Genomic DNA, 13578 nt, shown 5'->3' with positions numbered 1-13578 from the left:
AAATCCGGTGGCAATAGCGAAGGGGATACACCTGTACCCATATCGAACACAGAAGTTAAGCCCTTCAGCGCCGATGGTACTTGGCGGGTAACTGCTTGGGAGAGTAGGTCGTTGCCGGTTTGATAAATAATTTTTAAAACCCTAATGGAAATTAGGGGTTTTGTGTTTTAACTAGAATTATCCATAAATTTTTTAGTATTATTATAAAGTTCAAAAAGTGGCTTTGGAGAAGTACTCAAGTAGGCTGAAGAGGACGGTTTGCTAAACCGTTAGGTCGGGTTTACCGGCGCGCGGGTTCGAATCCCGCCTTCTCCGCCAAAATGATTAAAGGCATTCTGTTAGGCAGAATGCTTTTTTTATGTCAATGAATAATAATATTTTGCAATTTTAGTAGCGGTAAATCTATAAATACCATTAAAATATTTTATTACAATTATACAAATAGAGTATATGTAAATTTTAAAACCTGATATACAAAATTCTTTAAATATTATCTATAGTTGATGAAAAGAATAAAGAAACATGTATAATATAAATAAAGAGTTTTCATATAAACTTCCAAGTGTAATTTCAGTATGAATGAATTATAATATTATATATATTTAAAAATCTAAATTGTCGTTATACAGGATTGTGGTGAGTAATATGAAAGTGCCGTCTAAAAAAAGTATAGCAATGTCTGTTTTTTTTATATTTATATTTATTTTGATAAGCATATCGGTTTTTGAAGTTAGAACTAATGTCACATATGATGAAGTATTACAAAAAATCACTACAGTGTTTGGTATTTTTTTTACGCTCTACGCTTTTTTTATTGGAATAATTATTTTTTTAGAGAGTCATAATTCATCGAAAACTATTGCGTGGTTATTGATATTGTTTTTGGTGCCTGTTGTTGGTTTTATATTTTATATCCTATTTGGTCAAAATATTAGAAAGAAAAAAAGATTTGAAAAAAAGAAAGCAATAGATTTTGAACAGCTTTCTCAAATAGCTTATACACAAGAAAAAATTTTAAATGAAATAGGATTATTTCAAAATGATGATAGTATGGTAAAAAGTAGACTGATTAAATTAATTCTAAAAAATTCAAACTCTCCCTTTACAGTTAATAATAATACAGAGATATTAACTAATGGTGTAAAAACATATTCTTCTATAATAAATGAGCTGAAAAAGGCAAAGCACCATATTCATATGGAGTATTTTATTATAAGAAATGATAAAATAGGAAATAAAATTAAGGACATATTAATTGAAAAATCAAAGGCTGGAGTTGAGATTAGAATTATATATGATAGCGTTGGTTGTTGGAAACTGGGGAAAAAATATATAAGAAGCCTAGAGGAAGCTGGAGTAGAAGTTTATCCATTCTATCCGGTAATATTTCCAGTTTTAAGCAGGCAATTGAATTATAGAAATCATAGAAAAATTATTGTAATAGACGGAAAAGTTGGGTTTCTTGGAGGTATAAATATTGGAGATGAGTATTTGGGTAAAAATCCTAATTTGGGATTTTGGAGAGATACACATATGAAAATTTCAGGTGAAGCTATATATAGCCTTCAAAATATTTTTTTGAAGGATTGGTATTTTGTGTCAAGTGAGTCAATTTCCCATAAAGAATATTACCCTAAGCTAAAACATTATGGGGAACAAATACTTCAAATAGCATCAAGTGGACCGGATTCTGATTGGGAAACTATTTTACAGGCTTATTTTACAATGATTTCTACCGCAGAAAAAAGAATATGGATAACAACACCTTATTTAGTTCCTGATGAAAGTATACTGATGGCATTAAAAACAGCTTCTTTAAGTGGAATAGATGTTAGAATAATCATACCTAGTAAACCGGATCATTATCTAGTCTATTGGGCGTCAAAGTCCCATATTGAAGAATTACTTGTGGCTGGAGTAAAGGTTTATACATATGAAAGGGGATTTATACATAGTAAGCTATTACTTGTAGACGGAATAGGAGCATCTATTGGTACAGCTAATCTTGATATAAGAAGTTTTAGAATTAATTTTGAAGTTAATGCTTTTGTTTATGATAATGATGTAGTTAAAAGATTAGAATATGACTTCATGATGGATATTGAAGATAGTAAAGAAGTTTTATTAGAAGAACATTTGCAAAGAGGAATATACACTAAATTTAGAGAATCCTTAGGAAGATTATTTTCACCATTGCTTTAGAGATTAATATAAATTTATTAAACCTCAAAATTAAAGTTGTTTATCTTTAATAAATTTATAAAACTATAAGAGGTATTCTTAAATATATATAGAATAGTATTTAATGTATTCAAATAAATTTGGAGGAAGATATATGATATATTTTGTAATAATAATTTTAATAATTCTATTAGATCAATGGACTAAATATTTAGCGATTATTCATTTAAAAGCAATAGATACATACCCTTTGATTCAAGATGTTTTTCATCTTACATATAGAAAAAATACGGGAGCTGCTTTTAGTATTTTAAGAGACAAGCAAATGCTTTTAAAAATAGTAACCTTGATAGTAGTAATTGCTTTGGTAGTCTATTTATTTAGAATAATAAATAGAAGAAATTTACTATTAGTTAAATTGCCTTTGGCTTTTATAATAGGAGGAGCAATTGGAAATCTAATAGATAGAATAAGGCTGGAATATGTTATAGATTTTTTTGATTTTACATTGATAAATTTTGCTGTTTTTAATGTGGCTGATATGTTTATAGTTATAGGTTCTATTTTATTTGGATATGCAGTAATTTTTAAACATGTGGAAATATAAAAGAGACTATGATAAATATGGATGCTTAAGTATTTAAATGAAAAAGAAGGCTGTTAAAAAAAATTAACCCCTTCTTTTTTTATGGAAAAATATATTCAAATAACTGTGGATAAAATACGGATTTTATTATAGATATCAACAGATTATTTAATCTTCTGAATTAGGACTTTGATTATTTGTTGAAACATAATTTATTAATCCACCAACAATGATTAATACGCCACCTGTTAGACTTAATAAATCTGGATATTCACTCCATAGTATTATTCCAAATATGGTTGAAAAAATAATATTAGTATATCCATAAATAGCTAATTTAGATGCTGGGGCAAATCTGTATCCTGTAGTCATAAAAATCTGTGCTGATGTTGCAAATAGACCAATCAAAAGAAGAAGAATAAGTTCTTTATAATTTGGTGAAGTAAAATGTCCCTTTAACATAAATGGGATTGTGGCAATTGTAGAAAAGGTGCAAAAGAAAAATACTATAGTGTAAGGTGACGAATAAAGCCTAAGCTGTCTTACAGAAGTATAACCAGCAGCAGCAAATATGGCAGAAGATAATCCTATTAAAGCTGGTATGATTGTGTAGTCAAACTGTGGTTTTATTACGAAAGCAGCACCTAATAAAGCTATAAACATGGCGTAAATTTGATAACTATTAATTTTTTCTTTTAAAAATAGTAAAGCTAATAATATAACAAAAAAAGGAGACATTCTATTTAATAAGGCTGCATCTGATAGAGGTAATTTTGAAATTGCATAAAAGTTAGCAGCTACACCTAATAATCCAAAGAAAGATCTTAAGGTTAAAAGCTTTATATTAGAACCTATAAGCTTATCTTTATTTTTTATGAGAATATAACCTGTAATTATTACGCCTACTAAATTTCTAAAAAAAATCTTTTGAGCAATAGGAATATCTGGTATAGATTTTACACAAGCTCCCATTGCAGCAAAGAAGAAAGAAGATGAAAGAAGACACAATATTCCTTTAGTTTCCTGTTTCATAATATAACACCTCTTTTTTATATACTAATAATTACTATATGAGAAGATACACAATATTGATTATATAACATATAAGCTAAATATAAACATTTATTAAGGAAATTTAAAAAGAACTGAAATTTCAGTTCTTTTTAAATTTCTTTAAAGAGTGTATTCTTGATCAGGTTTTAAAATAATCACCTCAGAATTTGTAACTTTATTCTTGAATTCTTCAGGTGAAGTTTCAATTATAGGGAATGTATTATAATGAATTGGAATGACTTTTTTAGGTTTAATAAAGTCTACAGCTTTTGCAGCATCTATGATATCCATAGTGAAATTCCCACCAATTGGTAAAATAGCTAAGTCAATGTTTTCCCACTCAAGCAACTTCATATCCATGGTGAGTCCAGTATCACCAGCATGATATATTTTTTTGCCATTAATATTAATAACAAAGCCACAAGGATTACCTCCATTTATTATTCCATCTGGAGTCTCTATTCCTGAGCCGTGAAGTGCAGGAGTCATTTTAACTGTTCCAAAGTCAAATTTAGTTCTTCCTCCTATATGCATTGGGTGAGTAGAAATTTCCTGATTACCAAGATATAATGAGATTTCATAGTTGGATATAACTGTAGAATTATTTCTTTTAGCTATGTAAACAGTATCGCCTAAATGATCTCCGTGGCCGTGTGTTACAAATATGTGAGAAATATCAGTGAAATCATCAGGACTAGATTTTCCCTTTGGATTTCCTGAAATAAATGGATCAATAAGAGCTTTAAAATCTTTACTTTCAATATAAAATGCAGCATGACCCAAATATCTAAGTTTCATTAATAATCACTCCTTTTTATATTGGTTTTGAGAAAATTGTACAATTATTTTCCTTTATAGTTTTGCCAAAATGAAATTATACAATTTCCTTTTAGTTTATGATATTTATTATATATAATATAACATAAATTAAATTATAATATAACATAAATTGACCAGTTGTGATAGCAAATTAAATATTTAATTTAAAATTAAATTTAAAATTGAAGGCAAAATATAAAATAAAAATGAGAAAAAACCAGAAACAAGCCTGGTTTTAACTTTTTTCAATCCATTTTCTAACTTGCTTTACATCTTCATTTCTTATACGTACTCTTTTTAATTTATTTCCCTTTAAGTATTTTACAGCTGTAAATCCATCCTCTAATTTTTCAAAAGATATATTGGTGGCTTCATCAAATTCACATTCTGTTTTTAAAGGTATTATAAATAATAATTTTGATTTGAATATTATACCCTTTGGCTCAATATATATATCTTCTTTAAAAGACCCTATTATAAATAGAATTATGGAAAAAAGAAGGGTATTAAGATTATCAATACCCTTCAATAAAATTATTAGAATAGAAAAACCTATGAACATATAATTCAGCCATTTTAAATCTTTTCTCAATTTAAAACCTTGTATCATTAATCAATATATCCTTCCTCTAGTTTTTTTAGATCCTCAATTGCTGTACTCTTTCCATAAAATCTAATTATAGCCCATAAAGCTATAATTCCTAATACAATAGAGAATAGTGGATTAATTCCAAAACCTGCTGGGATATAACCTAAAACTACCGATACAACTGCAGTAACTATAGCATAGGGGAGCTGAGTTTTGATATGGTCAATATGATCAACAGCTGCTGCCATAGACGACATTATTGTAGTATCTGAAATAGGTGAGCAGTGATCACCAAATATTGAACCTGTAAGTACAGCACCTAATGTGCTTAATAGGATTCTATCTATAGCTCCACCTGTAAATGCACTGGCTAATGGTATAGCAAGAGGCATTATAATAGCCATTGTACCCCAGGAAGTACCTGTTGAAAAAGCAACAATACAAGAGATTATGAATACTAAGAATGGAAGGAGAGCAATAGGTAAAGTTTCAGAAATGACTTGAACTAAATAATTAGCTGTTCCTACACTTTCGGTAACTGCACCTAGAGACCATGCTAAAGTTAATATAATAGCAGTAATCATCAGAGATTTAGCACCATCAATCCAAGCTTCAAAAGCTTCTCCCAAAGTTAAAATTTTTCGTGATATGGAAATGATAATTGCTACAGCACTTGAAATAACCGATGCCCAGATGAGTGCTACTGAAGCATCAGAATCACCAAATGCTATTCTTATTCCTTCAAAAGTAAAAGGTTGCTCAGTACCCCCACCTGAATACCACAATCCTAAAAATCCCATTATTACAAGGGTAAGTATAGGAAGTAAAGCGTTAGAAACCTTTAGTTCAATACCTTTGCTATTAAGTGAATTAGTATCCACTTCAGAAGAAGACATAGGAGTTGAACCATCGGCAATAAGCTTTCCTGTTAGTCTGGCCCGTTTCTCAGCTTTGTACATTGGGCCGAAATCCCTCATCATAAATGCAAATAGTAAAACTGCTATTAAAGCAAATAAGTCATAGAATCTGTAGGGGATTGATCTAATAAATATCCCATAAGCATTAACGTCCATACCTAAACTCTTAAAGGCATCATTTATTAGACCAAGCTCGTATCCTACCCAAGTTGAAATAAAAGCCATACCAGCAACAGGTGCAGCAGTTGAGTCTACAATGTACGATAGCTTTTCCCTTGAGATTTTCATTTTGTCAGTTAATGGTCTCATAGTAGGTCCAACTATAAGAGTATTGGCATAATCATCAAAGAAGACTAAAATACCCATAATCCAAGTAACTATTTGAGCACTTCTAGCAGTTTTGGCCTTTTTAGATAGAGCCTCAGCTATTGCTTGAGTTCCTCCTGTTTTGGAAATTACTCCTACCATTCCACCAATAGTTAGAGTGAATATTAAAATACCTGCATTCCAACTATCTGCCACTGAACCTACAATGAATTCATCAAGAGTTCTTAAAAAGCCATAGAAAATATTGCCATTAAGCATTGTGGCGCCTACAAAGATACCAACTAATAAAGACAAAATAACTTGTTTAGAAATAAAAGCAAGAACAATTGCAATAAGTGGTGGCAAAAGGGACCAAAATCCAAAGCTTATGGTTTCTTTTTCACCTTCAGCAAAAACTGGTGTAGCAAATACAAGTAAAATAAGTAAAATTAACATAGCTACAAGAGTTTTGCGATTCATAAAAAACCTCCTTTATAATTTTTTTCATGCAGGAAAATTTTACTACATGATATTTGATTATACCATAAAATATTTATATAATTCAAATTATTATAAAATTTTACATTTATTAGTTTTTTTATTAAATAGTGTGAATAAATATTAAAAAATTAAAAATGATTGACAGCTAATAACAATTGTGATAGAATGCAAGGAAATGAATAAATAATCCTTTGAGTGTAAATTAGAGGATGCAGTTATAATTAGTACTTTAACTTAAAGTAAGGGGACTAAAGGTTATAAGGAAAGGTATAACTGCCGAAATGTATTACTTCCCCTAAGTAATACATTGGGGCTATGCTAAATAAGCATAGTACTGTCTACGGTTGATTGCCCAATCTTCCGATGGAGGTGCTAATTTATACGGGGCGAGAGGTTTTAGTATGATATTATTAGTCATGGCTACCTTTTGCTCTTGACTTTTTTTTATTTTAAATAATTAAGGAAATTGCATAAGTACCTTTTGTAAAAACAATTTACTATATTTGGGTTTAAAATCTATAGAGAACTGCTAGATATATTATGCAATTATCTCAATTATTTGAATGTTGAAGGGTTGTTTTTTATTTGACAACTTAAATATAGTACAGGCAGGTGGAATGCATGGCGATAGTAGTTCAAAAATACGGTGGAACTTCGGTTGGAACTATAGATAAGATAAAGAATATAGCTAAAAGGATAGCTAAAAGGAAAAAGCAAGGAGACGATATTGTAGTTGTTGTTTCTGCAATGGGAAAAACTACAGATATTCTTTTAGAAATGGCTAATGAAATATCTTCCAATCCAGATAAAAGAGAGTTAGATATGCTTATATCAACAGGAGAGCAGGTGTCAATAGCATTATTAACAATTGCTCTAAAAGAATTAGGCTATGACGCTATTTCTCTTACAGGACCTCAAGCTGGTATAATTACTGTAGGATTTCATACGAAGGCTAGAATTGATGATATAGATATTAAAAATGTGAAAACAAATGTAGGCAGAGGAAAAATTGTAGTTGTAGCAGGATTTCAGGGAGTAGACGAGGAAGGTAATATAACTACATTAGGAAGAGGCGGATCCGATACCACAGCTGTGGCCTTAGCGGCTAAATTAGATGCAATTTGCGAGATTTATACTGACGTAGATGGAATATATACAGTAGACCCTAGGCTTTTTTCTACTGCTAAGAAGTTGGACAATATTTGTTATGAAGAGATGGTGGAAATGGCAAGTTTAGGTGCTGGAGTTATGGAAACTAGATCAATTGAAATTGCACAGAGATTTAATGTTCCAATATATGTGGCTTTGAGTAGTGAAGAATGGCCAGGAACCTATATAAAGGAGTTTGATGAGTCTATGGAAAGTAAAGTCATAACTGGATTATCTGTAAGTGATGATGATATAATGATAACTATTAATGATGTTCCCAACGAGATTGGAAATATAGCTATGGTTTTTGAAAAATTAGCTTCTAATGATATTAATATTGATATGATTAGCCAAACAGCCCCCTCAAGGGGATATATAAATATTTCCTTTACTGTTCCTAAAAGCGATAAATTTTTAGTTGATAAGGTATTAGAGAAGATAAAAAATAAACTTACAGGAATAGAAATTAATATTGAAGAAGATATAACAAAGTTATCTGTAGTTGGAATAGGGATGAAAAGTCAATCGGGAGTTGCTGCTAAGATGTTCAAGATATTTGCAGATAATAAAATAGAGTTTAAGCAAGTAACTACTTCAGAAATAAGAATATCTTATACAATAAATACTAATGATAAAGAGAAGGCAGTAGTTGCCGTAGCTAAGGAATTTAATTTATAATAAACTTGATATTCATACCCCCATATGAATATATATTGAAAGTAAACTGTCAAATTTGACAGTTTACTTTCTTTTTTGTGTAAATACAAGTACAATAATAGAATAGAGTATTAAACTAATCTGTTGTGCTAGTAAATCAAATAATTTCATTCCAAACTTTACATTATTTTGAAATAAACTGAAAGGTGAATTTATACATTTTAGAAAGGTGTGATAGTTTTGATTAAGAATATAATAAATTATTTAATTAAAGGAGTGATCTATTCTATTGTTTTTGCTGCAATTGGTTCGGTATTTTCACTCTTAAAAGGATGGCAGCTTCTAAAAGGAGCTTATATATTTGTACTTGGAGCAGGAATTATTACAATGATTATTTCAGTATTACTACTGATAGGGACACCGAAGATAAGGAAAAAATATTTTGTTAGGGAAAAGAAAGAAGATTTTGATGATCCAATTCGTGGTGGAGAAGGAATTGGACCAGCCTTAATGGGAGTAATGATGATGGTTATCGGATTTTTACTGGAGGCTCTTATGCATTAGTTTTCTATAAATATTTTTTTAAGTTTTTGTAATTGAAATTTAATTATCAAAATCAAGTAAATATATGATAAAATAATATTTGTTATACTATTTTGCTTGATTCTTTAAGGATATGAAATTTTGTCATCTGAAATTAGAACTGTAAGCTTTATATCTATATATCTATATACAAAACTATAACTGCAATACTCTAAATAATATGGCTATCGATAATTGTGGAAGGTGATTTTATGAAAAAATTTATAAAAATATTTGGAATTTCTTTTATTTGTTTTACACTTTTACTGGCTGGTGTGGTAATTGCAATATTGAAAATGCCAGAGCCTAAACCAGAGCCGGTGCCGGTACCACCAAGTTTTTCAGATGAGGAAGAGCCTAAAAAAGCGGAAAAAACGGAGCTTGAAGAATTAATAGAAAAAAGCAATAGAATAAATGTACTTTTAATGGGAATGGAAGGTCCTAGAACAGACGTATTGATACTAGCAAGCTTTGATCCGGAAAGTAAAAATGTTGACATGGTTTCTGTACCTAGGGATACATATTTCCATTCTAAGGGATATAATGCTGCTGATCAGAAGAAAATAAATGCTGTTTACGGTCGCAGTAATGCAGAAGGTGTTATGGGAGTTGTTTCAGCTATTTTAGATGTTCCTGTACATCATTATGTTAGAGTCTCCTATAAAGGAGTAGAAGATATAGTTGATTCCCTCGGTGGTGTTAAAGTGACAATTCCCTTTAATATGAATTATGATGACCCTTATAGTAATCCGCCCCTTCATATTCACTTTAAAAAGGGAACTAAAGTTTTAAATGGTAAGGAAGCTGTAAAGTTTTTAAGACATAGGAAAAACAATGATGGTACCCATTCAGGAGGAGATATAGGCAGAATACAAAGACAACAGCAATTTTTAAAATCTGCTGCTAGCAAAGCATTAAGTTTTAAAAAACTACCTGTAGTTGCAAGCACTATTTTCAAGTTTGTTAAAACTAGTATGGATTTAGATGAAATTGTATACTATGCTAAAAGTGCAATTGGAATTTCAACAGACAATATAAAAACCTATAAGCTTCCTGGTAAAGCAGAGTATAAGTCTAATGCATCTTATTATATACATGATCCTTCAGAAACGGAAAAACTAATGATTGAAATATATAAAAGAGGAATGGATGAATAATTAAAGTGGCTGATAAAGCCACTTTTTAACTTCTCTTCAAAACTAATAAGAATGACTTTAAAGTTTGTGGCTAGAAATTTAAATTCCTATAGCATAAAGGATTTTTATAATTTTTCTAGAATATTACTTATAAGTTATTAATTAGATGCTTAAGGTTAAAGGGGCAAGGCTACTATGGTTAAGAAAGAAAATGCTATACTATTTTTTATAGTGCTTTTAATTTTATCTATTTTCAGTGGAGCAATAACCTATAGAATTGTTGTTAACAAAGGAAGTAAAAGACCTGTTTTGCAATCCGATGGTGAAACAGAAAATAAAGAAAGTATAAATGAATCAAATATTAAAGATATTGAAGAGCATCAAGAATCTGATATATCCATTAATAGTTTTTTTGATGAAATAGAAAATATAAATATAAAAAATGAAGCTTATTCATTAGAGACAGTTAACATTGGAGGAAAAGAAAAGGCAATAGTTGTTGCTAATTTTAAGGCCCTTCAAAAAATAAGGGCTACTGAAAAGGAATTTAGAAGTCAGGTCTTTGATTCTAATTCATACAGTTATATAATAGAATTAAGCAATGAGAATATAAACTTTAAGTTTTATGAAGATAGCCAGTACATGATGGCTCAAAAAGTAGGAGATTTAGAAGATGAAATTTACATATATAAATTAAATAAAAAGGAAATTGAAAACTTCATCAAGGTCTTAGAAAATGCATATTTGAATGGTTTAGCAAACAAAATTCTACATCCTCTTCCCGATAAAATATATATAAATGCTAATGATGAAAATGCTTTATATGTTGTAAAAAATAGGGAGATAGAAAAACTCATCTCTAAATTTAAAATTCTATCGATTGAAGAAATAGAGGAGAATATAGGAATTCCTACAATGTATCCAAGTTATGATATAACAATTGAAAGAGATTATGAATATAAGCTATTTTTAAAGAATGATGAATTAATGGTTATTGATACACCAATATTATATTTATACTGTAGATACGACAAAGAGCTTTGGGATTATGTAGTAGATAAACTTCCACAAGAAAACAATTCAAAGGAAAATGAACTGAAATTTCTTTTGAATGCTGATAAGGTCTTTGTAAAGGATTTAGAAGGGACATATGATTTTGAGAATTCTACATATTATAATATTGAACTTCCAAGACAAATACTTAGATCAGAATTAGAAAGGCTCGATGACCAAAATAATATAATTATTAATGAAGATTTAAGATTTGTTCTAAAATTTTATATAGAAGAGAAAATAAAGCAAGTTTGGATATATGATAATTATATTCTTTATGAAGACCGCTTGTACTATTCAAAAGATATAAAAGGAATTATTAGAAGTGTATTAATGATACCTTAATATCAGTTTGGTAAATAAAAAAGAAGAAGACAAAAATACGTCTTTATTTATTATATCGATATAGCTGATATACAAGAAAAAGATTATAGTGCTAAGAATTAAGTCATGATTTTGAGAAAGGATTATAAATATGACTGATAGTAGAAACTATTAAAGTTTAAAAATAACAAATCCGATTTTATTCGGATTTGTTTACTAACATTTTTCCAACTTCGTTTATATTTCCAGCACCCATAGTGAGAATAATATCCTTTGGATTAGCATGTTTTTTCAGATATTCTACAGCACTTTCAAAGGATTCAATATAAACTGCGTCATCTCCTTCTTTTTGAATAAGTTCAACTAAAGATTTTGAGTGGATTTCTCCTGTATCCTTTTCTCTAGCAGCATATATATCAGTAATAAGAATTTTATCAGCCTCTTTAAAGGATTTTACAAAATCTAATAGTAATGCTTTTGTTCTTGTATAGGTATGGGGTTGAAATACGCACCAAATTTTATTATGGGGAAGTCTTTTAGTGGCATTCAAGGTTGCTTTTATTTCAGTGGGATGATGTGCATAATCATCAATTACTCTAATTCCATTCCACTCTCCTAATATATCAAAGCGCCTATGGGTTCCTTTAAACTGATTTAATTTCTCTTTAATTTTTTCTATAGGAACTTCTAATATATAAGCTGTGGCTATAGAAGCAAGGGCATTATAGATATTATGTTTTCCAGGAACACTTAATGTAAAGCGTTCTAGTAAAGTACCGTTATAATTAACGTTAAAGGAAGGATACCCTGCTTCATTAAAGGTTATATTAGTTGCTTGGAAATTACTTTCTAAATTTATTCCATACGTAATAACATTACAATTTGCATGGGTCATTAATCTTTTAACATTATAATCATCGTTATTTAATATAATATGTCCCTTTTTAGGAATAAGCTTCACGAATTTTGAGAAAGTTATGAGAATATGTTCCAGGTCTTTAAAGTAATCCAAATGGTCTTCATCAACATTAAGAACCACTCCTATATTAGGATTAAACTTCAAAAAGTTTTCTTTATATTCACAGGCTTCTGTAATCAAAAGATCATTATTACCAACTTTTACATTTCCACCTATTTCATCAAGTTCACCACCTACCAGTATAGTTGGATCAAATTTAGCATGTTCCAATATTAAGGATATCATTGATGTGGTAGTGGTTTTGCCGTGGGCACCAGCTATAGCTATACTAGTTTTATAGTCTTGCATGAGTCTACCTAACATTTCAGCTCTGTCAATAATTGGAATATTGAGCTTTTTAGCCTTTATTATTTCTGGATTATCAAATTTTACTGCAGAAGTATATACAATAATATCAGAGTCAACAATATTATCTTCATGATGACCAATATAGATTTTTACACCTTTGTTTTCTAGTTTTTTAGTTATATTAGAAGATTTTATATCTGAGCCTGAGACATTAAAGCCTTTATTTAAAATAATTTCTGCTAATGCACTCATGCCTATTCCACCGACTCCGATCAGGTGAATATTATTTACTTTTTTCTTATTCAAAAAATCTAACATAGTACACTCTCCTTGACATTATATAATGACTGTGGATGAAAAATACATTTATTAATATATTATTATATGTATTATAGCCATCAATTTATTTTACTATAATTTTTTATTTTTATAAAATTATTAAGTGAGGAAATTGTATG

General features: G+C 29.5%; 11 protein-coding genes, 1 tRNA gene, 1 rRNA gene and 1 riboswitch. Of the genes, 8 read left to right on the top strand and 5 right to left on the bottom strand.

Annotated elements, in window-relative coordinates:
• The first annotated feature begins 3 nt into the window (after positions 1-3).
• From rrf to lspA, 4 genes are all read left to right on the top strand, one after another.
• Positions 4-120: ribosomal RNA gene (gene rrf, locus B5X81_RS25645) — 5S ribosomal RNA — on the top strand.
• A gap of 105 nt (positions 121-225) precedes the next feature.
• Positions 226-318: transfer RNA gene (locus B5X81_RS25640), tRNA-Ser, on the top strand.
• A gap of 387 nt (positions 319-705) precedes the next feature.
• Positions 706-2202, top strand: a complete 1497-nt coding sequence (cls, locus tag B5X81_RS25635) for a cardiolipin synthase (protein ID WP_244282247.1) — start codon at positions 706-708, stop codon at positions 2200-2202.
• Positions 2203-2335: 133 nt separating this feature from the next.
• Positions 2336-2788 carry a signal peptidase II gene (gene lspA / locus B5X81_RS25630; protein WP_079495877.1) on the top strand — a complete coding sequence of 151 codons (453 nt, stop codon included), beginning with the start codon at positions 2336-2338 and terminating at the stop codon, positions 2786-2788.
• A 147-nt stretch (positions 2789-2935) separates the two neighbouring features.
• Here the strand turns inward: lspA and B5X81_RS25625 are convergent, their stop codons facing one another.
• The 4 genes from B5X81_RS25625 to B5X81_RS25610 all read right to left on the bottom strand — a co-directional run bounded on the left by B5X81_RS25625 (position 2936) and on the right by B5X81_RS25610 (position 6931).
• Entirely contained in the window at positions 2936-3799 is an 864-nt protein-coding gene (locus B5X81_RS25625) for a DMT family transporter (protein ID WP_079495876.1), read from the bottom strand.
• A 141-nt stretch (positions 3800-3940) separates the two neighbouring features.
• Positions 3941-4618 carry a metal-dependent hydrolase gene (locus B5X81_RS25620; protein ID WP_079495875.1) on the bottom strand — a complete coding sequence of 226 codons (678 nt, stop codon included), beginning with the start codon at positions 4616-4618 and terminating at the stop codon, positions 3941-3943.
• 256 nt (positions 4619-4874) lie between these two features.
• Positions 4875-5231 (bottom strand): hypothetical protein, encoded by a 357-nt coding sequence (locus B5X81_RS25615; protein ID WP_208985139.1) that lies wholly within the window; start codon positions 5229-5231, stop codon positions 4875-4877.
• Between the two features lie 17 nt (positions 5232-5248).
• Positions 5249-6931, bottom strand: a complete 1683-nt coding sequence (locus B5X81_RS25610; RefSeq protein ID WP_079495873.1) for a Na+/H+ antiporter NhaC family protein — start codon at positions 6929-6931, stop codon at positions 5249-5251.
• Between the two features lie 216 nt (positions 6932-7147).
• Positions 7148-7335: riboswitch (Lysine riboswitch) on the top strand.
• 238 nt (positions 7336-7573) lie between these two features.
• On the opposite strand from B5X81_RS25610, the gene B5X81_RS25605 reads away from it, so the two are divergent.
• From B5X81_RS25605 to B5X81_RS25590, 4 genes are all read left to right on the top strand, one after another.
• Complete coding sequence (locus B5X81_RS25605) at positions 7574-8779, top strand: aspartate kinase (protein ID WP_079495872.1); 1206 nt, start codon at positions 7574-7576, stop codon at positions 8777-8779.
• 219 nt (positions 8780-8998) lie between these two features.
• Positions 8999-9322 (top strand): hypothetical protein, encoded by a 324-nt coding sequence (locus B5X81_RS25600; RefSeq protein WP_079495871.1) that lies wholly within the window; start codon positions 8999-9001, stop codon positions 9320-9322.
• Between the two features lie 230 nt (positions 9323-9552).
• Complete coding sequence (locus B5X81_RS25595; RefSeq protein ID WP_079495870.1) at positions 9553-10497, top strand: LCP family protein; 945 nt, start codon at positions 9553-9555, stop codon at positions 10495-10497.
• Between the two features lie 174 nt (positions 10498-10671).
• On the top strand, positions 10672-11874 hold the full coding sequence (locus tag B5X81_RS25590) for a hypothetical protein (protein ID WP_079495869.1): 1203 nt from the start codon (positions 10672-10674) through the stop codon (positions 11872-11874).
• Between the two features lie 178 nt (positions 11875-12052).
• On the opposite strand, the gene murC is transcribed toward B5X81_RS25590, so the two are convergent.
• Positions 12053-13438 carry a UDP-N-acetylmuramate--L-alanine ligase gene (gene murC, locus B5X81_RS25585; protein ID WP_079495868.1) on the bottom strand — a complete coding sequence of 462 codons (1386 nt, stop codon included), beginning with the start codon at positions 13436-13438 and terminating at the stop codon, positions 12053-12055.
• Between the last annotated feature and the right edge of the window lie 140 nt (positions 13439-13578).

The organism is Maledivibacter halophilus, assembly GCF_900167445.1.
In the GTDB taxonomy this organism is placed as follows: domain Bacteria; phylum Bacillota; class Clostridia; order Peptostreptococcales; family Caminicellaceae; genus Maledivibacter; species Maledivibacter halophilus.
The sequence above is the reverse complement of the archived record's forward strand: the minus strand, read 5'-3'. Positions and strand labels throughout refer to the sequence as shown.

Coding starts and splice junctions, on each gene's coding strand:
- murC (WP_079495868.1), bottom strand. CDS start 13,438: ATGTTAGATTTTTTGAATAAGAAAAAAGTAAATAATATTCACCTGATC.
- B5X81_RS25595 (WP_079495870.1), top strand. CDS start 9,553: ATGAAAAAATTTATAAAAATATTTGGAATTTCTTTTATTTGTTTTACA.
- B5X81_RS25590 (WP_079495869.1), top strand. CDS start 10,672: ATGGTTAAGAAAGAAAATGCTATACTATTTTTTATAGTGCTTTTAATT.
- lspA (WP_079495877.1), top strand. CDS start 2,336: ATGATATATTTTGTAATAATAATTTTAATAATTCTATTAGATCAATGG.
- B5X81_RS25610 (WP_079495873.1), bottom strand. CDS start 6,931: ATGAATCGCAAAACTCTTGTAGCTATGTTAATTTTACTTATTTTACTT.
- B5X81_RS25620 (WP_079495875.1), bottom strand. CDS start 4,618: ATGAAACTTAGATATTTGGGTCATGCTGCATTTTATATTGAAAGTAAA.
- B5X81_RS25605 (WP_079495872.1), top strand. CDS start 7,574: ATGGCGATAGTAGTTCAAAAATACGGTGGAACTTCGGTTGGAACTATA.
- B5X81_RS25625 (WP_079495876.1), bottom strand. CDS start 3,799: ATGAAACAGGAAACTAAAGGAATATTGTGTCTTCTTTCATCTTCTTTC.